A 19249-nucleotide genomic window follows, 5' to 3' on the forward strand; every position below is an offset into this window, starting at 1 on the left:
CGAGCGTTTGGCGTGGGACGTCCCAAATCGAATTGGCCGCTCAATCAGATAGTAAGTAGCGGTAGCGCAGACGACCGCGGCGGCGACGAGCGCCCAGGTCTCGGCAGTGCCGGGGGGGGGCGCCTCGATAGATGGCCGCGAGCGACAGTATCGGCCAATGCCAAAGATAGAGAGGATAGCTGATCAAGCCGATGAATACCGCGGCGGGATTTGACAAGAGGACGCGGTTAACGAAGGCGGTCGGCCCGGCCGAAATCAGCAGCGCGGCGCCGACTGTTGGGAAAATGGCGCGCCAGCCGGGAAAGAGCTGGTGAGCGTCAAATTGAGTTGCAGCGATGGCGATTAGGGCGAGGCCGGAGAGCGCGCGCAGATCGGGCGAATAGATCCGCTCAACGGCGGCAAACAGCCGGGCGGTGACCGTCTCCGACGACACGGAACGAAACGCAAGGAGACAGCCGATCAGCAGTTCCCAAGCTCGTGTGGTCGGCATGTAGAACGTCTTCACCGGGTCGCCCGCGACACTCGTAAGATTGAGCACAAGAGACGCGATCAGCGCGACCCAGATCAGAGCGCCGAGCGCGAACCGACTACGACAGAACAGAAGGACGATGACCGGCCACGCCAGATAGAACTGCTCCTCGATGGCAAGAGACCAGAGATGCAGCAAAGGTTTCTGGATCGAAGCCTGGTCGAAGTAACCGGTCTGCCCGAGAAAGACGAAATTCGCGAAGAAGAACGCGCCGCCGCGTATCTCTTGGCCGAGACGTTGCCATTCTGCGGGTAGCAGCCACAGCCATCCAACGGCGCAGGTCGCGATCAGGACGAGCGCGAGTGCTGGGAAAATTCGACAGATCCTGCGGATGTAGAAGCGCAGGAACGAAAACCGGTAGGCCTCCATCTCGGAGAACACGATGCCGGAGATGAGGAACCCGGAGATGACGAAGAAAACATCGACGCCGATGAATCCCCCCGGCAGCGCCCGTGGGAACGCATGGTAGAGCACGACCGTACCGATCGCGATCGCGCGCAGTCCATCGATGTCCGGCCGGTAGGAGTGCTTGTTCATGGAGCCCCACGGGGGTGGTGCTACCACCCCCGCTCAATCCCCCGCAACCCACATCAGACTCACCCAAGACGCCTCAACGAGGGCGTGATGACTCTTTGCTTTTTCGTCGGCCATCAGCGACCCGACGGGAGTAGTAGCCCTTTGGAGTGGCGGCAGTGTGGGAAGAAAGCGCAAAAACGCTGAAACCTTGAAAAGATGGTGCTGCCAGACAGGATTGAACTGTCGACCTCTCCATTACCAATGGAGTGCTCTACCACTGAGCTACGGCAGCATGCCCGGGAAAATTGAATCGGCCCCATGGGCCCGTCCAAGCGGGCGGTTCTTGCCACAGGCCTCCCTTTCGCGCAAGCGAAACAGCGTCCCTCCTGCCGGGCAAATCGGCAGAAATCGCGTTCCGCGCCGGTGATTTCGACCAATCCGGCCGATTTCGGCCCGATTGGGTTCCCGACCGTAAGGGAATGCGACCGTCCGCCTGCGGCCGAATCATGTCGCCGTGCGCAACTGGCCGACCGGGCAGGGTGCGCGAGCGGCAGCCATCGTCTATGCTCGGCGTGCGCGCCAAGGCGTCGGCGGTTGTCGGCGGTTCGAGAGTTCAGCAATGACGGGTGATCGGGACAGAGGCGGCGGGCAGGCCGGCGCCCGCCTGAAGGATTCGCGGCAGGATCGCCTCAAGCTGGCGCTGCGCGAAAACCTGAAGCGGCGAAAATCCCAGGCGCGCGGTCGCGAGGATGTGGCTTCCGAACCGGCGGACGGCTCGCTAGATCACGGCTCGCCGGATGATGCCGGCGGAAACGAGCCGGGCCGCTAACCCGGCTCGGGTGTGTGTGCAAAGAAGAAACGGGTCGCCGACATGGCTGCAATCGATGAGACGACAATCAATCGCCTGAACGCAACCGCCACCGCCTTCCCGCGCCATGAACAGACCTTTCCGACCCTAACGGTGCATGAGATCGAGCGGATGCGCCGCTTCGGCGAGCCGCGGTCGTACAAGGACGGCGAGGCGCTGTTCGAGACCGGCACGCCCGGTCCCGGCATGTTCGTGGTGCTGTCGGGCAGCGTCGCGATCACCCAGCGCGACGGCCTCGGCCGTGTCACGCCGATCATCGACCAGGGGCCCGGCCAGTTTCTCGCCGAGATCGGCCAGCTCTCCGGCCGCGCCGCGCTGGTCGACGGCCATGCCGACGGCGTCGTCGAGACATTGCTGCTGCCACCCGACCGGTTGCGCGCGCTGCTGGTCGCCGAAGCCGATCTCGGCGAGCGCATCATGCGTGCGCTGATCCTGCGCCGCGTCAGCCTGATCCAGGGCGGTGCAGGCGGACCGGTGCTGATCGGCTCGGCGGCGGTCGGCAACATGGCGCCGCTGCAGAATTTCCTGGCGCGCAACGGCCAGCCGCATCACGTGCTCGATCCCGAGGCCGATACCGATGCCGCCGACATCGTCGCGCGCTATTCGCCGACGCGCGCCGAATTGCCGCTGGTGGTCTGCCCCAACGGCACGGTGCTGCGCAATCCGTCCGAGACCGCGCTTGCGATGGCGCTCGGCATGATCGGCAGCCACGCGGAAGACAGGCTCTATGATGTCGCAGTGGTCGGCAGCGGCCCGGCCGGGCTCGCCACCGCGGTCTATGCGGCCTCCGAAGGGCTGTCGGTTGCGGTGTTCGATTCCCGCGCGTTCGGCGGCCAGGCCGGCGCCAGCGCGCGGATCGAAAACTATCTGGGCTTCCCGACCGGCATCTCCGGCCAGGCGCTGGCCGGACGCGCCTTCAACCAGGCGCAGAAATTCGGCGCCGAGATGCTGATCCCGGTCTCCATCAAATCGCTCGACTGTTCGAAGGCCTCGGGCGCGTTCAAGCTCGCCACCGGATGCGGGCATACGCTGCGCGCCAAGTCGGTGGTGGTCGCGAGCGGCGCGCGCTACCGGAGGCCGGCGATCGACCATCTCGAGCGCTTTGAGGGCCGCGGCGTCTGGTACTGGGCCTCGCCGATCGAGGCGCGGCTCTGCGCCCAGCAGGATGTCGTATTGGTCGGCGGCGGCAATTCCGCGGGCCAGGCGGCGGTGTTCCTGTCGGGGCATGCCCGCAGGGTCAACATGATGATCCGCGGCGGCGGGCTCGGCGCCAGCATGTCGCGCTATCTGATCGAGCGCATCGAGGCGACGCCGAACATCGAATTGATGTTCAACACCGAGGTGATCGGGCTCGAAGGTGCGGAGACGCTGGAGCGCGTGCGCTGGCGCAGCCGGCTCGCACCCGACGAGTTCACGATGGATATCCGCAATCTCTTCCTGTTCGTCGGCGCCGATCCGGCCACCGGCTGGCTCGAGGGCTGCGGGGTGCAGGTCGACCGCGGCGGCTTCGTCAAGACCGGCGTGCAGAACGGCGAGGGCGCGCCCGCTGTGCCGCTGCTCGAGACCACGGTGCCCGGCGTGTTCGCGGTCGGCGACGTCCGCTCCGGATCGGTCAAGCGCGTCGGCGGCGCGATCGGCGAGGGCGCTCAGGTCGTCGCAGCCCTGCACGGCTATCTCGCCGATGCCGGCAGTCCGACGCTGTAGGGATGATCCATCCGGGTCGCTCTATTCCCGTCATCCTGAGGAGCCGCGAAGCGGCGTCGCGAAGGATGAATCGGCCACAGTGCGGGCCGTGCATCCTTCGAGGCTCGCTCCGCTCGCACCTCAGGATGACGGGTCCAAATAGGCAAGTGGAAGCTAAATTCAGTCAGGGAGCGGAACGTGTCGAAAGGCTGCACCCATATCGCCGGCATCCAGGACGTCACGCCGAGTGCGCGCGGTTGCGAGGAATGCCTGAAGAGCGGCAGCCGCTGGCTGCATCTGCGGATCTGCCGGACCTGCGGCCATGTCGGCTGCTGCGACGACTCGCCGAACCGGCATGCGACGGCGCATTTCCACGCCACCGGCCATCCCGTGATCGAGGGCTACGATCCGCCGGAAGGCTGGGGCTGGTGCTATGTCGACGAGGTGCTGTTCGACCTGTCGAAGCGCAAGACGCCGCATGACGGGCCGATCCCGCGCTACTATTGATTCAAGTTCTCGCGACGCGCACGGGTCGCTGCATCCGATGGGCGCACGCACTATCACCGTCATCCCCGCGCAAAGGCTTCGCTTTGCGCTGGAGTGCTCGCATAGCGAGCCTCGAAGGATGAATCGGCCAACAGACGGGCCGCGCATCCTTCGAGGCTCGCCGAAGAGGCTCACACCTCCAGCGACAAAGGCGAAGCCTTTGCGCGGGGATGACGGGTCAATCAAAGTTAGCGCCGGCGAATTTTCATGAGATGTCGGCCATCCTGCCATCGAACCATGTAGCAATTTTCAAAGACGCATCGTAACGTAGTGCGGGTTCTCAACGGGGAGTGCGCTACATGACGACGTTGGTGCTTGTGCACGTCATTATCAGCCTGATTGCGATCGTCGCCGGTGTGATCGTGATGTTCGGCCTGCTCGGCTCGCGCGCGATGCCCGGACTGACTGCGATCTTCCTCGTTCTCACCATCCTGACCAGCGCCACCGGCTTTCTGATCCCGCCGCTGATCACCGAGAAGGTGCTGCCGTCCCAGATCATCGGCGGGCTCTCGCTGGTGCTGCTCGCGATCGCCTGCATCGCGCTGTATGCGATGCAGCTGAAGGGCGCATGGCGCCCGATCTATGTCGTGACCGCGATGGTCTCGCTTTATCTCAACGTTTTCGTGCTCGTCATCCAGAGCTTCCTCAAGGTGCCCGCGCTGCAGGCGCTGGCGCCGGCCGTGCCGCCGAACCCGCCGTCCGGTCCAGTGTTCGGGGCGGTGCAGGGCATCGTGCTGGTGTTCTTCGTCGTGATGATCATCGGCGCCTGGCGCCGCTTCAGGCCGGTCAATTTCGCCTGATCCGGGGCGGATGACATCAATTCGAGACGACGCACAGCATAGAAGATGTGCGGCGGCGTGTCGGCGACACGCTGTCGCCGGAGGTCCGTTCACGCGTAGGCGGACCAAGGAATCAGCAACAAGAGGAGCAATCAAATGCCCACCATCACCACCAAAGACGGCGTCGATATCTTCTACAAGGATTGGGGTTCGGGTCAGCCGATCGTGTTCAGCCATGGCTGGCCGCTGTCGTCGGACGACTGGGACGCGCAGATGTTGTTCTTCGTGGGTCACGGCTTTCGCGTCGTCGCCCATGACCGCCGCGGCCATGGCCGCTCGGCCCAGGTCGCCGACGGCCATGACATGGACCATTACGCCGACGACCTCGCGGCCGTCACCGCGCATCTCGACCTGAAGAATGCCGTCCATGTCGGCCATTCCACCGGCGGCGGCGAGGTCGTGCACTACATCGCCCGCCACGGCGAGAGCCGGGTCGCGAAAGCTGCGATCATCGCAGCCGTGCCGCCCTTGATGGTGCAGACGGCTGCCAATCCCGGCGGCCTGCCGAAATCGGTGTTCGACGGCCTGCAGGCCCAGGTCGCGGCCAACCGCTCGCAATTCTACCGCGATCTGCCGGCCGGCCCGTTCTACGGCTACAACCGGCCCGGCGCGAAACCGTCGGAGGCCGTGATCCAGAACTGGTGGCGGCAGGGCATGATGGGCGGCGCGAAAGCGCATTACGACGGCATCGTCGCGTTCTCGCAGACCGACTTCACCGAGGACCTGAAGAAGATCAACGTGCCGGTGCTGGTGATGCATGGCGACGACGACCAGATCGTGCCCTATGCCGATTCCGGCCCGCTCTCGGCCAAGCTTTTGAAGAACGGCACGCTGAAGACCTACAAAGGCTTTCCGCACGGCATGCCGACGACGGAGGCCGAGACGATCAACGCGGACCTGCTGGCGTTCATCAAGGGCTGAGGCGGAACGTCGCCCAGCGTTGTCGTTTGAGACCCGCGCTCATGTGAGGGAGCCACCAGCGGAAGGGTTCCCTCCCCCTTGCGGGGGAGGGTTAGGGAGAGGGGCCCACACGGCGCGCTCTCTCGAATTGCCCTTCGATGATCGGTTGCGAGGCCGATCGCTTCGTCGATTGTCTCGCCTGGGGCTCACCCCTCTCCCCACCCTCCCCCGCAAGGGGGGAGGGAGCCTGAAGAGCGTGCTCACCTGACGAAGAGTGCCAATGCGCAAATGTTCGATCGGGGCACGCCGCGCGCAGCTTCATCGCCTCCGAAGTGAGGCAGCCACGACGGTAGCGTTCCCGCCTTGTCGGGCCATTGCGAGCGGAGGTAATTTCTGAATATTAGAAATATGTTCGTGATTTGCCCGACGCGTCAAGTTGCCTTGTCGAACGCCGCCGCCGTCGGCTCCTTTGCATGGGGTTGTTTTCGATATTTTGCTCGTGCGCGCGCCGGTTCCCTTGAGCGGGATTCCTGGCGGCCACTTGGTGCCTCCCGGGCCCCGAGGCGTTATAACCACCGCATGTCCCCACCCGCACCGCTGAAACTCATCGCCCTCGACGCCGACGACCTCGCGGTGATCTCCGCCCATGTGCAGGACGCCCGCGTCCAGCCCGCCGACATCATCTGGCGCCAGGACGAGAAGCGCCTGGTGGTCGGCCTGAACCGGCTCGACTGGGAACAGACCCTGTCCGGCGGCACCTGCTCGCGCCGGCTGATCGCCGCGCTCAGGTTCGACCGGGTGCTGGCATGCAAGTCGCGCAATATCGACCTGGAGACCCCGGAAGCGGCCCTGGAACTGCTCGGGATCGAGTTCTATGCCTCCGACCCGCCGGGCGGCAGCGCGCTGCTGATGTTCGGCCATGGCGGGGCGCTGCGGCTCGATGTCGAGTGCCTGGAATGCGAATTGACCGATCTGGGGCCCGACGACCTCGGGGTGGCGACTTAGATCCCGTCGTCCCGGCGAAGGCCGGGACCCATAACCACCAAAGCAGGTTGTTTGAACGGGATGGGGCCCCAGCGTCCCACCACGACTACCATATGGGGTTATGGGTCCCGGCCTTCGCCGGGACGACGACGCATTGTGTGTTTTCCAAGGGTTGACGGCCATTATCCGCCGCGCCATTGAGCAGGGACCCAGAGTCCTCTTCAGAAAGCCGCCATGCCCGTTCGCCTGGACCGACAGAGCGCCGATTTCGACCAGCGTTTCCGCGATTTCCTGGCGGCCAAGCGCGAGGTATCGGCGGACGTCGAGCGCGCCACCCGCGCCATTGTCGACGACGTTGCGGCCCGCGGCGATGCGGCGCTGCTCGAGGCGACCAAGAAGTTCGACCGGCTCGATATCGGCGCCGCCGGTCTGCGCATCACCGCCGCCGAGATCGACGCGGCGGTCGCGGCCTGCGACCCCAAGACCGTCGAGGCGCTGAAATTCGCGCGCGACCGGATCGAGACCTTCCATCGCCGCCAGCTGCCCAAGGACGAGCGCTTTACCGATGCGGCCGGCGTCGAGCTCGGCTGGCGCTGGAGCGCGGTCGATGCGGTCGGGCTCTACGTGCCCGGGGGGACCGCAGCCTATCCGTCCTCGGTGCTGATGAATGCGGTGCCGGCCAAGGTCGCCGGCGTGCCGCGGGTCGTCATGGTGGTGCCGGCGCCGGACGGCAAGCTCAACCCGCTGGTGCTCGCGGCCGCCCATCTCGGCGGCGTCTCGGAGATCTACCGCGTCGGCGGCGCCCAGGCGGTCGCGGCGCTGGCCTATGGCACCGCGACGATCGCCCCTGTCGCCAAGATCGTTGGTCCCGGCAACGCCTATGTCGCCGCCGCCAAACGGCTGGTGTTCGGCAAGGTCGGCATCGACATGATCGCCGGCCCCTCCGAGGTGCTCGTCATCGCGGACGACACCGGCAATGCCGACTGGATCGCGGCCGATCTCCTGGCGCAGGCTGAGCACGACGTCAGCGCGCAATCGATCCTGATCACCGATAGCGCGCGGCTCGCCGCGGATGTCGAACGCGCGGTCGAGGCGCAGCTTGCGACGCTGCCGCGTGCGGCGATTGCGCGCGCCTCGTGGGACGATTTCGGCGCCGTCATCAAGGTGGCGAAGCTCGATGACGCGGTCGAGCTCGCCAATGCGATCGCGGCCGAGCATCTGGAGATCATGACCGCGGACGCCGAGGGCCTGTCGAGAAAGGTCCGCAACGCCGGCGCGATCTTCCTCGGGGCCCATACCCCGGAGGCGATCGGCGACTATGTCGGCGGCTCCAACCACGTGCTGCCCACCGCGCGCTCGGCCCGGTTCTCTTCCGGCCTCGGCGTGCTTGACTTCATGAAGCGAACCTCGATCCTGCGGTGCGGGCCGGATCAGCTTCGTGCGCTCGGGCCCGCCGCGATGACGCTCGGTCAGGCCGAGGGTCTCGATGCCCATTCACGTTCCGTCGGATTGCGCCTCAACCTCTCATGAACAAGCCACCAGACGACGAGGATTCCAACAATCGCATCGTCGCGGTGACGCTCGACGAGGAATCGATCGGCCGTTCCGGGCCCGACATCGAGCATGAGCGGGCGATCGCCATCTACGACCTGGTCGAGCAGAACCTGTTCGCGCCCGAAGGCGCCGAGGCCGGGCCCTACACGCTGCATATCGCGATCACCGGCAACCGGCTGATGTTCGATATCAGGAAGGAGGACGGCGCACCGGTGGTGGCGCATCTGTTGTCGCTGACCCCGTTTCGCCGCGTCGTGAAGGACTACTTCATGATCTGCGACAGCTACTATCAGGCGATCCGTACCGCGACACCGGACAAGATCGAGGCGATCGACATGGGCCGCCGCGGCATCCATGACGAAGGCTCGCGCACGCTGCAGGAGCGGCTCAAGGGCAAGGTGCGCGTCGACTTCGAGACCGCGCGGCGGTTGTTCACGCTGATCACTGTGCTGCACTGGAAGGGTGAAGGCGCATGATCCCGATGAGCTTCGCCGCGCCAGACGACGGGGGCGTACCCCGGTCGAAAGAAGCCTGATCGCATGGAAGCGCCGCGCGCGCGCAATCCCCAGGCTGTGCTGTTCGCATGCGGCTTGAACAGCGTGCGCTCGCCGATGGCCGAAAGCCTGCTGCAGCAGATGTTCCCGCAAGGCCTCTATGTCCGTTCGGCCGGCGTCAAGAAGGGCGAGCTCGATCCGTTCGCGGTCTCTGTCATGGCCGAGTTCGGCCAGGACATTTCCGGTCACAAGCCGCAAACCTTCGAGGAGCTCGAGGATTGGGAGGGGCTGAACTTCGACCTCATCATCACGCTGTCGCCGGAGGCGCACCACAAGGCGCTGGATCTGACCAGGACGGTTGCCGCCGATGTCGAATACTGGCCGACGCACGACCCGACCGGCACCAGCGGCAATCGCGAGCAGAAGCTCGCCGCCTATCGCGAAGTCTGCGACGGCCTGTTGATGCGGATCCGCCGCCGCTTTGCCAAGGCCGCGGCGGACCTGTGAAGCGAAGACGCGGCGTGTTCCGATTCGCAGAACCTTGCCCCTTGTCGCCAGACTGACAAACAGCTGTGCTTATGGGGCCTTGTCTCCAAGCGGGAGCGCGATTCGCGGCCGGTTCCAAGGTTGTGCATCCATGCCCCATCCGATAGGTTCCGCCCGCGTCCGTCCCCCCGATTCAGCCCAAAAACCCGCATGCTAGGCCGTCCCAAATTCGTTCTTGCTTCCGGTTCGCCGCGGCGGCTGGCCCTGCTCAACCAGGCCGGCATCGAGCCCGACGCGCTGCGCCCGGCCGATGTCGACGAGACCCCGCGGCGGGGCGAGTTGCCGCGCGCCTGCGCCAACCGCCTGGCGCGCGCGAAGGCGGACGCGGCGCTGAAGTCGGTTCAGCTCGACGACGATCTGCGCGGCTCCTTCATCATTTCCGCCGACACCGTGGTCGCGGTCGGCCGCCGCATCCTGCCCAAGGCCAATCTGGTCGACGAGGCTGCGCAATGCCTGCGGCTGCTGTCAGGCCGCAACCACCGCGTCTACACCGCGATCTGCGTGGTGACGCCGCGCGAGGCGTTCCGCCAGCGCCTGGTCGAGACCCGCGTGCGCTTCAAGCGGCTCAGCGAGGACGACATCCAGGCCTATATCGGCTCCGGCGAATGGCGCGGCAAAGCCGGCGGCTACGCCGTGCAGGGCATCGCCGGATCCTTCGTGGTCAAGATGGTCGGCTCCTACACCAACGTCGTCGGCCTGCCGCTCTACGAGACCGTGACCCTGCTCGGGGGCGAAGGCTTTCCGATCCGCCACGGCTGGCTCAACGCCGTCGCGGTGTGAGGTCGAGGAACCTCGTGCCCTCAGCGCCCTTGCATCTCGATTGATGTAAGCTACGTCCGAGCCATGACTGACGAAGCCCGAACGCCCCCGGCCATCCCGCGCGCCTGCCCGATCTGCGGCAAACCTGTCGAGCAGGCCTTCCGCCCGTTCTGCTCGCCGCGCTGCCGCGATGTCGACCTGAACCGCTGGCTGACCGGCCGCTATGTCGTTCCCGGCCGCGAGGACGACGCGGAGGACCCGGAATAGCCAAGTTTTCCCAACAAGTTGGGGAAATTTCGGAAGGCGGGCCGCGCCCGGCGAAGCGTTTCGCGAAGCCGGGTGGACACAGCGCTCCGACCTCTCTATAAACCGCCCGCTCGCTTCGGCCTTTCGGTCCCGCGAGTATGCCCAGGTAGCTCAGTTGGTAGAGCATGCGACTGAAAATCGCAGTGTCGGTGGTTCGATCCCGCCCCTGGGCACCATTAGTTCATTCCCCCGCTTCCGTTACACTCCGCCAAAATGCTAGAAGTGCTTGATTTGCAGCGCTTTCTAGTGCGCTGACATTCGCGGCCCTCCGCCGGCAGCCGGTGAGTTTGTTGGTATCGCTGTTGGTATCGTGTCGGTCGTGTGTTGGTAGATTGAGCCGGGGGGGACCTATTCGATGCCGCTGTCCGATGCTGCTTGCCGCGCCGCCAAATCGGCAGAGAAACCGTACAAAATCAGCGACGGTGGAGGCCTGCATCTGCTCGTTGAGAAGAACGGGTCGCGCCTTTGGCGGCAGGCGTATCGTTTCGACGGAAAGCAGCGGTTGATCGCGCTCGGGGCCTATCCCGCCGTCAGCCTTGGCGACGCGCGCACCGCGCGCGATGCAAACAAGGCGCTACTGGCGAAGGGCGTCGATCCATCGGCGCAACGTAAGCTGGACCGCAACGCGGCACGGATCGCCCGGACGAATACGTTCCGGATCGTGGCAGATGAACTGATCGCGAAGTTCGAGGCCGAAGGCGACGACCCCAAGACGATCGAAAAGAAGAAGTGGCTCATCGGCCTGTTGGCCGGTGACGTCGGCGACCGTCCGATTGCAGAAATAGCCGCGTCAGAATTGCTGGATGCGCTCCGCAAGATCGAACGACGCGGTCGCTATGACACCGCACGGCGCGCACGCAGCCTCGCCGGCCGGGTGTTTCGGTACGCAATTGCGACGGGTCGTGCTGAACGCGATCCGTCTGGCGATCTGGCTGGCGCGCTCATTTCTCCGAAGGTCCAGCACCGTGCGGCCATCACGGAGCCCAAGGCGGTCGGCGCGCTGATGCGCGCGATCGACGACATTGACGGGCAGGTCACGACGCGCGCCGCGTTGCAACTGATCGCCCTGACCTTCGTGCGGCCGGGCGAACTAAGGCATGCGGAATGGACAGAGTTCGACCTGCAAGGCGCAGTGTGGAGCATTCCGAAAGAGAAGATGAAGATGCCGCGACCCCACAGAGTGCCCCTATCGCGGCAGGCCGTTGGGGTCATCAAAGACCTTCGCGAAGTGACTGGCACGTCGCGCTACCTTTTTCCGCAAATCCGGTCTTGGCATCGGCCGATTTCCGACGGCACCCTGAACGCTGCGCTGCGCCGCCTTGGGTACGACAAGACACAAATGACTGCGCACGGCTTCCGATCGACGGCGTCAACGTTGCTAAACGATAGCCGCCGTTCGGACGGCCGCCGGCGTTGGGACAGCGATGCCATTGAGCGCCAATTAGCCCACCAAGAAGAAGACGAAGTCCGCGGCGCGTACAACGGCGCCGAATACTGGGAAGAACGCGTCCCGATGATGCAATGGTACGCGGACCTCTTAGACGACTTGCGAAAATCCGGAACCGTACTGTCGATCACGAAGGCCCGGCGATCCCGATCTGCGTCGGCCTCCTAGCACCCAAACCTACCCAAGATTATCGAAGCAATGGAGGGACGCTCGCGCTCGCGTGGGCGATCAACGGCGCGCCCGGTAAAGGCTCCCGAGGATCGCGAATAGCATGGAAATCCCGGGCACTCTCCCGGGCTTTGTCCCGTTTGTCCCCCAAATGTCCCCGCTTGTCCCCCCGGGAACGACGGCGGAAAGTCGCTTCGTTGAATTTTTTTGTCACGCACAATCAAGCACTACTCAGCAATCCGCAGGGCATTATGCCCGCTTCATGCGCATTTCGATTTTTGTCACCTATCTTGTCCCCCGACCGCTCCCGTATCGTCGTGATCATCGACGAACAAACACGAGGAGAGAAATTCCGATGCGCGACGGCGATATGACCCTTCCCGACGTGATCAAGACTTACGACTTGCCGCTGAACGTGTCCGTGAACCGCTTCTGCGAAGTTGCTGGCATTGGTCACACGCGCTTCTATGAACTCGCAAAGGAAGGCGCCGTTCGGCTTCGGAAGAACGGACGCTCGACGACCGTTCCGGTCGAAGACCTGTATCAGTTGCTTCGCGGCGAACAGGCGGCCGCCTAACGCTTCTCGCCTTGCTGCGCGGTTAGCACGCCCGCGCTGCACAAGCGCCAGCCCGGATGTACGGCTGGCGCATCGGCGGCGCCGCCGCGGTCCTTTCCCCGTCCGGCGCGCCGCCATTTCAATCCTCGACAGCTGGGAGGCCGACCCCATGAAGCCGTCTGCGCAGGTGCTGGCATTTCCGCCGGTCAGCGTGGTCGTCCGTGACGCTAAGCGAGAACTCTCGCCAAACAGACGGAACACACGTCGACGCATCGTCCAGCCGAAGGCAAAGGTTGTGCTTCTACCGGGCCGCTTCCGCGGTGCGGACTATGTAAAGCGACACGTGTCCTACGTCGTCGCGATGGATGCCGAACGCGGCGAACATCATGTCCAGCGGAATTTGGATGCGATCCGGCGTCGCCTGGACGAAATCGGCGTCGACAAGCGCGACGCCGATCGGGAGGTCCGAACCATCGAAGCGGCAGTTCGCCGCGAAATCTGGCGACAGGTTCTGTTGCCCTAACCCTGAGGTAAATCGAAATGAGCGCGCTAAGGGGCGCGGCCTTCAAGATCGAGGGTCCGCCCGAAAACGGAAGTGCCGCCCCGACGGCAAATCGGGACGGCACAGACCACCGAAGAAATGAGAAGCCGCTGGGCAGCGCTTCCACTCTCGACAGATACGAGCCGCGATCTGCGTCGTCAACCGGTAAAGAAACCGGTCCAACAAAAAAGCGGCGGAAGCAGACCGTCGACGACAGGTTCGCCGGCGAGACGCCGAAGCAGATCGCGCTACATCGGGAAATCGATCATCACTACGCGGGACGCTTCGCGTGGGATGACCGTGACGATCCGGGTCGACCGAAACCGACCGCGAAGCAAAACGTCCGCATGCGCGATCTGGAAGCCTTCCTCGAACATCGCTATCGCGGCAGGCGGCTGCCCGACGACGACAGCGGCCGCGAAGACCTGCGTATCGCCGCGCATCATTGCTACTACTACGGCGATCCGGACCGGAAAATCCGGGCGTGGGTGTGCCAATGGGCGCCTTGGCTGTCGGAAAGCGAACGGGCAGAACTGATCGAAAGGGTCTGCAAACGGCCGCTGAAATGGAAGGCCGACACACTCGGCAGGAAGCTGCGCGCGACCCGCAAAGAAATCGAAATGCTTGGCATTACGACGTTCGGCGCCTTCGACGACAGCACGCGCAAACGCGCGAAGCGGCGCGAGAAGCGCAAAGCAGACCGCCGGCGGGCGCGCCGGCATGCCGCCGGCGCCACTCCGCAAGTCGCCTCAACGGAACGCGCAGAACCGTGGAAAGCCGCGGGGATCAGCCGCAGGACGTGGTATCGGCGACGAAAAGCCGAGACGGCGCCGCCGGTCAGCGAAGCGTTGTCGGTCGCGTATTCCGTCACCGTCAACCTGTCGATTGACGGGTCAGTGGCACAGAATGGCACTACTTTTACCCCCACCAGATATCTTCGATATTGCTGGGTGTCGCCGGCAAAGGCTCAGGTCTTCCGGCCCGCGGCCGGCGCGGCCGAATACGGTCGGGCGACCGGCGGGGCTGGCATCGGCACCGTTCGTGACCGGTTGCTGCGTGACGGCCGGGTAGCGCTCAGCGCGCCCCCGGCCGCGAAGAAGACTGTCAAGAAAGTTGGGGGCCGGTCCTGTTTTCATAGAGAGAACGGGGAGCAGCAATGATCGACGGCGTCGAACTGTTTCAGCTGCGTCAACGCCGGACGGCCACCGGTGACACCTACTTTACGGGTCGGCTGGGCAATGCGTTCGTCGTCGTGATCCGCGACGAAGTAGAGCGCGACGTGTGGAAGGTGATTGCAGGCGATCCTTCTCAGGCCCGTGACGACCGACCGAAGCCGGCGCGCGCTATCGCGCCGCCGGCGGACGACGGCGGACGTGACGAAGGCGACGCAAGCGAAGAAGGGGCATTCGATGAATTGCCAGCCGACCTTGCATAGCCACCGCAAGCCAATGGGAAGCCCCCTGACGCGCGATCGGATCAACCGCACTTCGGCGCGGCCGACGTCCGCGAACGAATGGACGGCGGGGGCTGCAAGCCCATGGCCACCTCAGAAATCGTTTAGGAACCCTTTGGAGGCCACCCATGGAGGTGCGGCACGAAGCGCCCCAGCGTTTGAGTGTGTCACGGATCGCCAGAATTCCGGTTTCCTTAACAAAATCCGGGAGCGCGCCCGGTGACTGACGACATTGCCGCCCTGATCCGCGACTTCGACGCGGCCGTCGCATCGATCGGCGTGATAGGTGAGCGATTGCGCGCGCTTCAGGCGCGCGCGTCCACTGCGGCCGAACCGCAATCGGGGGCGAACCTTGATGACCTAGTTCGACCCGGGACCATCCTGCAAAAGTTCGCCATCTCGCGCGCCGAACTCCACCGACGTTGCAGAGATCATCCGATCGGCACGCCGGGCGGGTTCTCCCTCTGGCGTAGCGGCAAAAAAAGCTACCTGATCTCGCTCTCACGGTTCGAACGGCACTTTGCGGAGCATCCACCGCTAAAGAGACGTCCTGAGACGAAAAAGCGAAACAGCGAGACGCGCTGAGACGCCATTGCAATTGCGGGCTACGGGCGACGCCGACGATGATCGGGCACGGCAACCCCCAATGGAAAGGCCCTCAAAAATGGCGAACTGGAAGACACTCACCCGCGCGAGCGACAACGCGGCAATTTACGTTCAGCTTGCGCAGATCGCGAAGGTCGAGCCGGCAGGCACCGGCAGCGTTCTGACCCTGATCGGCGTCAACAACGAAGGCCACTCCGCGACCGTCGCCGTGACGCAATCGCCGACGCAGGTCCTGACGAACCCTGAAACGATTGTCGCGTAACGCAGGGAAGCGGACCAATGGACAACGCCGAAGCGGCACAAGCAGCACGCCGTGCTAATGCGATACTGGCCTGCCCAGAGGCACGCCTCCACAAGGCTCTTGCGTTGCAAATCGCGACGACGACAAGCCTGTCATACGATGAAGCCCGCGCCCTGATGCGCGCTGCCAAGGCGACGCCGACGAGCAGCACTCACGTCGGTTCGAACGAGCCGCTGCGCGCCAGTGCGGATATTTCGCGACCGACGCCGGCCGCAGCCGGCCCGTCGGCGTCCGACATCGCCAAGGCTGAACGCGGTCGCTTCGCCGCGATCACTGCGCTTCCCGAAGCGAAAGGCCGCGAAGGTCTTGCGATGAACCTCGCGACCACGACCGACATGACCGTCGATCAGGTCAAGGCGACGCTTTCTGCCGCGCCGCTCGCCGCCGCCGGCGACCATGCCGTCGGCCCGTCGATCGCGCCGGCAAACCCGAACGCTGCGATCCCGCAGAACGTTTCCGCACAGTGGGACGCGGTTCTGAAGTCCCGCGGAATGGTCCTGCAAGGCGACAGCGTCGTTCTGAGCGCGACGCCGGCAATGTCCGGGCTGCCGACTTTGCCGCGCGTCGCCATCGCCAATCCAGCAGCACAGGCGATGGATTGGGGTGCGGTGTTGCAGTCGCGCGGGATGCAGGTCGACGGGGCGAAGTGATGCGCATCAACCCATTCCGGAAACTGTCCGAAGCCGAAAAGCGCATCGCCGAGTTGCAGGCGGAACTGAAATCGGCCCGTTCGAAGCTCGCTGAAGTCGACTTCGGCAAGGCGGCCGCACTCGCCGACAGCGTCGTATTCGCGAAGTGGAGCGGGCAGCGCGCCGGCGCAGCGGCGGAAGTTGAGCGCCTGACCGCCCTGATCGAGACGATCGAGACTGACGCGGAGATCGCGCGCAGAAGCGAGGCCGACGCCGCGAAGCGCCGAGAGACCGCCGCCGCCAGAAAGGCTGCCGAGGCTCTTGCGAACCGCGTCCAGACCGAAGGCCGTGATCTCGCTGGCCGATTGCTGAGCCTGATGCAGGAATGCGCCCGGCAATCGCTCGCCGCGAAGGTGCTGAACGCAGACCTGCCGGAAGGTGAAGCGCCGATCCCGTCGGCTGACATCCTTGCCCGCGATATTGCTTCCGAACCTCGCAAAGACATCCGGTCGCGCGACGTCGTATTGTGGGTCGCTGAGACCAACGGCGTTCCAATCGGCGATCAGGCTGCGGTCGCGTCCGACGACGGCGTCCGCGGTCAGGCCGACGTCGGATCGATGCGAGTGAAATGCGTCCGACGCGATTTCCACGAGACTGAGTATCACCCGATCGCAACGCTTGACTGGCCCGGCGACCTGTTTTCGCTCATCCGTCTGCCCCGTCTCGACGGTCCCGGCGTCCTAGTCGACGGCAGCTTTATGACCATTGAAGCCGTGGCAGCGATGGATATCGCTGCCGTGATGAAGCCGACGAAGCGGCCGGCGCGCCCGGTGCAGATCGAGTTGCGCCCGACCGATCCGACCTGGCCCCCGGCGCCGGCCGCGACGACCGACGACGATCAGAACGTCACGGCGTGATGTTTGGCGACGTCCGGTCGTTTTTTGAAAAGTTTTCCGGCCGGTCGTCGCGGGCCGCGGGTGACGGACGCAAGGGCCGCCCGCGGCCCTACCATTTTGGAGAGGTAAATGGCAAAAATAATTGAGGCGCGTGCTGTAATCACCGCGGAAGACAAGACCGGGAAGGTCTTCGATAGCATCGCGAAGAAGATGGACGGCCTTGCCAAGTCGGGCAAAACCGCCAAGGCCGTCGAAGGGGTCGCGAAGGCGTTGGAGCGCGCGAAGACGCAGATGGCGGCGATCGAAAAGTTCGACGCTTCCCGCGGCATGCTGCCGGCTGCCCGGCAGAACTTCCGCGAAATGCAGCGGAACGTTGAAGCGGCGTCGAAGGCGATGAACGCCTTCGGCCCGAAGCTGCCGGAAACCGAACGCAACCTGAAGCGCGCACAAGCCGCAGTCGCGTCCGCGTCTCGCGCGTATGAGCGACAGACGCAGGCGGTCATTGCGAACAAGCGCGCGCTTCAAGGGATGGGCGTCGACGTTCAACAGGCGTCCGCGCATCACGCGCGGCTGCGGAAGGCTGTCGAACAGACTGGCGCTGCCATCGAACGCGAAGAACGTCGCGCCGTCCGCCGGCAGAACCGGAACATCGCCGTTTCCGGCGCGGCCGCGGCTGTCGGCGCTTGGGCCGGGCATGAAGTGAAGTCGGGTATCCGCGCCGTCGGGCATACCTACCGGGAGTTTGACAAGGAACGCCGCTTCGCGAAGGCCGTCATGGGCATTTCGGACGAAGAACAGGCGCCGCTTGTGAAGCAGGCGATCCATATGGGCGCCACGACGAAGTTTAACGACATTCAGGTTCTGGAAGCGCAGCGCGAACTGGCCGCGCGCGGCGTGAAGCGCGAACAGATCATGGGCATGATGGGACCGGCGGCGTCGCTGGGATCGGCGCTCGACTTGTCGCTTCCGGATGCGGTCAAGCAAATGGAAGGTGCGATCTTCGGCTTCAAGAAAGCCACCGGCACGATGGAAGAAGCCCAGAAGTCCGCGCAACAGACGGCTGACTATCAGGTCAAGGCGGCGAAGATTTCCGGCATGGGTCCGGATGACCTGCGCCAGCTTTACAAGTTCGGCGCGACGCCGGCGCGGATGGGGCAGATCAGCGAAGCGACGCTTCTCGGCTTCGGCGGCGTGCTGAAGAAGGCGAATATCGGCGGCGACGAAGCTGGCGTCGCCTTCCGCGCGCTCATGTCGACGGCACAGGCGCCGACGGCCGGCGCAAAAACGGCGCTTCTCGCGAACGGGCTGAACTACAAAAATTATCAGCGCGTTCCGAACAGCCTTGCGGTCGACCCGTTCGCCGAAGACGTCGCGGCGCGGTACGGCGTGAAGCTGGACGCCAAGACGCGCGCGGGTCTGGGGCAAATCTTCTCCGACAAGGCGACGATTTCCGATCCTGCCAAGTTCAACCCGGCCGTGACCGCGCTTCTGCGGGACAAGCTGCAAGGCAGCGACGCGAAGTCGCTGAAGTCGATCGCCGGCGCCGCGGGCCGCTACCGCGACAAGTCGGTCAACGAAGTCGACACGAACGGCTTTATCCGGGACTTGCTTCCGAAGCTGGCGAACAATCTGCCGCTTGCGAATGCGCTGTTCGGCTCGAAACAGGGCGGCCGCATCGCGACCGCGCTGGGCGACAGCGAGACGCTGCGGCATATCATCAGCGAAATCGAAAGCGGGTCGGGCGGCTATGCCGACAAGATCGCCGCGGAACGGATGGCCGGCTTTGACGGCGCCGTCAGTCGTTTCGAGGGCGCGGTTAAGAACCTCGAAACCGCAGTCGGCCGGGCGTTCGACAATGATGGCAAGGGCGGACTTCTGTCCGGGGTTACCGACTGGATTGCAAAACGCATCCAAGGCACCGCGGAACTCCCGTCCGGCGTTCTCGCCGGCGGCGCGATCGCCGCCGGCGCCATCGGCAAGGGCGCGCAAATCTATGGCGGTTACAAGCTGCTTCAGCTGCTCACCACCGGCGGCGGTCTGACGTCGTCAGCGGTCGCGCTGGATGCCTCCGCGGCTGCTCTGACGTCAGCGGCGGCGGCCCTAAGCGGCGGCAAGGTCGCAGGCACCG

General features: G+C 64.8%; 22 protein-coding genes and 2 tRNA genes. 22 read left to right on the forward strand and 2 right to left on the reverse strand.

Annotated features, from left to right (window positions below; genetic code table 11):
- Nucleotides 1-40: 40 nt before the first annotated feature.
- Nucleotides 41-1066 carry an acyltransferase family protein gene (locus AC628_RS25755; RefSeq protein ID WP_074129628.1) on the reverse strand — a complete coding sequence of 342 codons (1026 nt, stop codon included), beginning with the start codon at nt 1064-1066 and terminating at the stop codon, nt 41-43.
- A 196-nt stretch (nt 1067-1262) separates the two neighbouring features.
- Nucleotides 1263-1337: transfer RNA gene (locus tag AC628_RS25760), tRNA-Thr, on the reverse strand.
- Nucleotides 1338-1664: 327 nt separating this feature from the next.
- Here AC628_RS25760 and AC628_RS44230 point away from each other — a divergent pair.
- The 22 genes from AC628_RS44230 to AC628_RS25870 form a co-directional block, all read left to right on the forward strand.
- Nucleotides 1665-1874 (forward strand): hypothetical protein, encoded by a 210-nt coding sequence (locus tag AC628_RS44230; RefSeq protein ID WP_168193450.1) that lies wholly within the window; start codon nt 1665-1667, stop codon nt 1872-1874.
- Nucleotides 1875-1916: 42 nt separating this feature from the next.
- A complete protein-coding gene (locus tag AC628_RS25770) occupies nt 1917-3617 on the forward strand; it encodes an FAD-dependent oxidoreductase (protein ID WP_074129629.1) in 1701 nt (566 codons plus the stop codon).
- Between the two features lie 177 nt (nt 3618-3794).
- The gene (locus AC628_RS25775) at nt 3795-4103 is read left to right on the forward strand and encodes a UBP-type zinc finger domain-containing protein (RefSeq protein WP_074129630.1); all 309 of its coding nucleotides are present in this window, start codon (nt 3795-3797) and stop codon (nt 4101-4103) included.
- A 338-nt stretch (nt 4104-4441) separates the two neighbouring features.
- A complete protein-coding gene (locus AC628_RS25780) occupies nt 4442-4942 on the forward strand; it encodes a hypothetical protein (RefSeq protein ID WP_074129648.1) in 501 nt (166 codons plus the stop codon).
- 135 nt (nt 4943-5077) lie between these two features.
- Complete coding sequence (locus AC628_RS25785) at nt 5078-5902, forward strand: alpha/beta fold hydrolase (protein WP_074129631.1); 825 nt, start codon at nt 5078-5080, stop codon at nt 5900-5902.
- 558 nt (nt 5903-6460) lie between these two features.
- On the forward strand, nt 6461-6886 hold the full coding sequence (locus AC628_RS25790; RefSeq protein WP_074129632.1) for a DUF2948 family protein: 426 nt from the start codon (nt 6461-6463) through the stop codon (nt 6884-6886).
- A 213-nt stretch (nt 6887-7099) separates the two neighbouring features.
- Nucleotides 7100-8395: a histidinol dehydrogenase gene (gene hisD / locus AC628_RS25795; RefSeq protein ID WP_074129633.1), complete on the forward strand. Its 1296-nt coding sequence runs from the start codon at nt 7100-7102 to the stop codon at nt 8393-8395.
- Complete coding sequence (locus AC628_RS25800; RefSeq protein WP_074129634.1) at nt 8392-8895, forward strand: UPF0262 family protein; 504 nt, start codon at nt 8392-8394, stop codon at nt 8893-8895. Before hisD ends, AC628_RS25800 begins: the two co-directional genes overlap by 4 nt.
- A gap of 63 nt (nt 8896-8958) precedes the next feature.
- Nucleotides 8959-9420, forward strand: coding sequence for an arsenate-mycothiol transferase ArsC (locus tag AC628_RS25805; RefSeq protein WP_074129635.1), 462 nt, complete (start codon nt 8959-8961; stop codon nt 9418-9420).
- A gap of 189 nt (nt 9421-9609) precedes the next feature.
- Nucleotides 9610-10239 (forward strand): Maf-like protein, encoded by a 630-nt coding sequence (locus AC628_RS25810; protein ID WP_050423304.1) that lies wholly within the window; start codon nt 9610-9612, stop codon nt 10237-10239.
- A 63-nt stretch (nt 10240-10302) separates the two neighbouring features.
- The gene (gene yacG, locus AC628_RS25815) at nt 10303-10485 is read left to right on the forward strand and encodes a DNA gyrase inhibitor YacG (protein ID WP_074129636.1); all 183 of its coding nucleotides are present in this window, start codon (nt 10303-10305) and stop codon (nt 10483-10485) included.
- A 139-nt stretch (nt 10486-10624) separates the two neighbouring features.
- Nucleotides 10625-10700: transfer RNA gene (locus AC628_RS25820), tRNA-Phe, on the forward strand.
- Between the two features lie 179 nt (nt 10701-10879).
- Nucleotides 10880-12139, forward strand: a complete 1260-nt coding sequence (locus AC628_RS25825; RefSeq protein ID WP_074129637.1) for a tyrosine-type recombinase/integrase — start codon at nt 10880-10882, stop codon at nt 12137-12139.
- Between the two features lie 355 nt (nt 12140-12494).
- Entirely contained in the window at nt 12495-12716 is a 222-nt protein-coding gene (locus tag AC628_RS25830; protein WP_074129638.1) for a hypothetical protein, read from the forward strand.
- 148 nt (nt 12717-12864) lie between these two features.
- Nucleotides 12865-13218, forward strand: coding sequence for a DUF6074 family protein (locus AC628_RS25835; protein ID WP_074129639.1), 354 nt, complete (start codon nt 12865-12867; stop codon nt 13216-13218).
- A 17-nt stretch (nt 13219-13235) separates the two neighbouring features.
- Complete coding sequence (locus AC628_RS25840; RefSeq protein ID WP_074129640.1) at nt 13236-14396, forward strand: hypothetical protein; 1161 nt, start codon at nt 13236-13238, stop codon at nt 14394-14396.
- Nucleotides 14393-14671, forward strand: coding sequence for a hypothetical protein (locus AC628_RS25845; protein ID WP_074129641.1), 279 nt, complete (start codon nt 14393-14395; stop codon nt 14669-14671). Before AC628_RS25840 ends, AC628_RS25845 begins: the two co-directional genes overlap by 4 nt.
- Nucleotides 14672-14908: 237 nt before the next feature.
- Nucleotides 14909-15274 carry a hypothetical protein gene (locus tag AC628_RS25850; protein ID WP_074129642.1) on the forward strand — a complete coding sequence of 122 codons (366 nt, stop codon included), beginning with the start codon at nt 14909-14911 and terminating at the stop codon, nt 15272-15274.
- A 7-nt stretch (nt 15275-15281) separates the two neighbouring features.
- Nucleotides 15282-15557, forward strand: coding sequence for a hypothetical protein (locus tag AC628_RS25855; RefSeq protein ID WP_143201793.1), 276 nt, complete (start codon nt 15282-15284; stop codon nt 15555-15557).
- A gap of 17 nt (nt 15558-15574) precedes the next feature.
- Nucleotides 15575-16246, forward strand: a complete 672-nt coding sequence (locus AC628_RS25860) for a hypothetical protein (protein WP_143201794.1) — start codon at nt 15575-15577, stop codon at nt 16244-16246.
- Complete coding sequence (locus tag AC628_RS25865) at nt 16246-17142, forward strand: hypothetical protein (RefSeq protein ID WP_074129645.1); 897 nt, start codon at nt 16246-16248, stop codon at nt 17140-17142. Before AC628_RS25860 ends, AC628_RS25865 begins: the two co-directional genes overlap by 1 nt.
- A gap of 108 nt (nt 17143-17250) precedes the next feature.
- The coding region (locus AC628_RS25870; RefSeq protein WP_074129646.1) for a phage tail tape measure protein at nt 17251-19249 on the forward strand (1999 nt) is incomplete at its 3' end.

It is taken from the genome of Bradyrhizobium sp. NAS96.2 (genome assembly GCF_001908235.1).
Lineage (GTDB): Bacteria > Pseudomonadota > Alphaproteobacteria > Rhizobiales > Xanthobacteraceae > Bradyrhizobium.

Excerpts from the sequence above, each read along its gene's own strand:
- AC628_RS25755 (WP_074129628.1), bottom strand. The coding sequence starts at position 1,066 with ATGAACAAGCACTCCTACCGGCCGGACATCGATGGACTGCGCGCGATC.
- AC628_RS44230 (WP_168193450.1), top strand. The coding sequence starts at position 1,665 with ATGACGGGTGATCGGGACAGAGGCGGCGGGCAGGCCGGCGCCCGCCTG.
- AC628_RS25770 (WP_074129629.1), top strand. The coding sequence starts at position 1,917 with ATGGCTGCAATCGATGAGACGACAATCAATCGCCTGAACGCAACCGCC.
- AC628_RS25780 (WP_074129648.1), top strand. The coding sequence starts at position 4,442 with ATGACGACGTTGGTGCTTGTGCACGTCATTATCAGCCTGATTGCGATC.
- AC628_RS25785 (WP_074129631.1), top strand. The coding sequence starts at position 5,078 with ATGCCCACCATCACCACCAAAGACGGCGTCGATATCTTCTACAAGGAT.
- AC628_RS25790 (WP_074129632.1), top strand. The coding sequence starts at position 6,461 with ATGTCCCCACCCGCACCGCTGAAACTCATCGCCCTCGACGCCGACGAC.
- hisD (WP_074129633.1), top strand. The coding sequence starts at position 7,100 with ATGCCCGTTCGCCTGGACCGACAGAGCGCCGATTTCGACCAGCGTTTC.
- AC628_RS25800 (WP_074129634.1), top strand. The coding sequence starts at position 8,392 with ATGAACAAGCCACCAGACGACGAGGATTCCAACAATCGCATCGTCGCG.
- AC628_RS25805 (WP_074129635.1), top strand. The coding sequence starts at position 8,959 with ATGGAAGCGCCGCGCGCGCGCAATCCCCAGGCTGTGCTGTTCGCATGC.
- AC628_RS25810 (WP_050423304.1), top strand. The coding sequence starts at position 9,610 with ATGCTAGGCCGTCCCAAATTCGTTCTTGCTTCCGGTTCGCCGCGGCGG.
- yacG (WP_074129636.1), top strand. The coding sequence starts at position 10,303 with ATGACTGACGAAGCCCGAACGCCCCCGGCCATCCCGCGCGCCTGCCCG.
- AC628_RS25825 (WP_074129637.1), top strand. The coding sequence starts at position 10,880 with ATGCCGCTGTCCGATGCTGCTTGCCGCGCCGCCAAATCGGCAGAGAAA.
- AC628_RS25830 (WP_074129638.1), top strand. The coding sequence starts at position 12,495 with ATGCGCGACGGCGATATGACCCTTCCCGACGTGATCAAGACTTACGAC.
- AC628_RS25835 (WP_074129639.1), top strand. The coding sequence starts at position 12,865 with ATGAAGCCGTCTGCGCAGGTGCTGGCATTTCCGCCGGTCAGCGTGGTC.
- AC628_RS25840 (WP_074129640.1), top strand. The coding sequence starts at position 13,236 with ATGAGCGCGCTAAGGGGCGCGGCCTTCAAGATCGAGGGTCCGCCCGAA.
- AC628_RS25845 (WP_074129641.1), top strand. The coding sequence starts at position 14,393 with ATGATCGACGGCGTCGAACTGTTTCAGCTGCGTCAACGCCGGACGGCC.
- AC628_RS25860 (WP_143201794.1), top strand. The coding sequence starts at position 15,575 with ATGGACAACGCCGAAGCGGCACAAGCAGCACGCCGTGCTAATGCGATA.
- AC628_RS25865 (WP_074129645.1), top strand. The coding sequence starts at position 16,246 with ATGCGCATCAACCCATTCCGGAAACTGTCCGAAGCCGAAAAGCGCATC.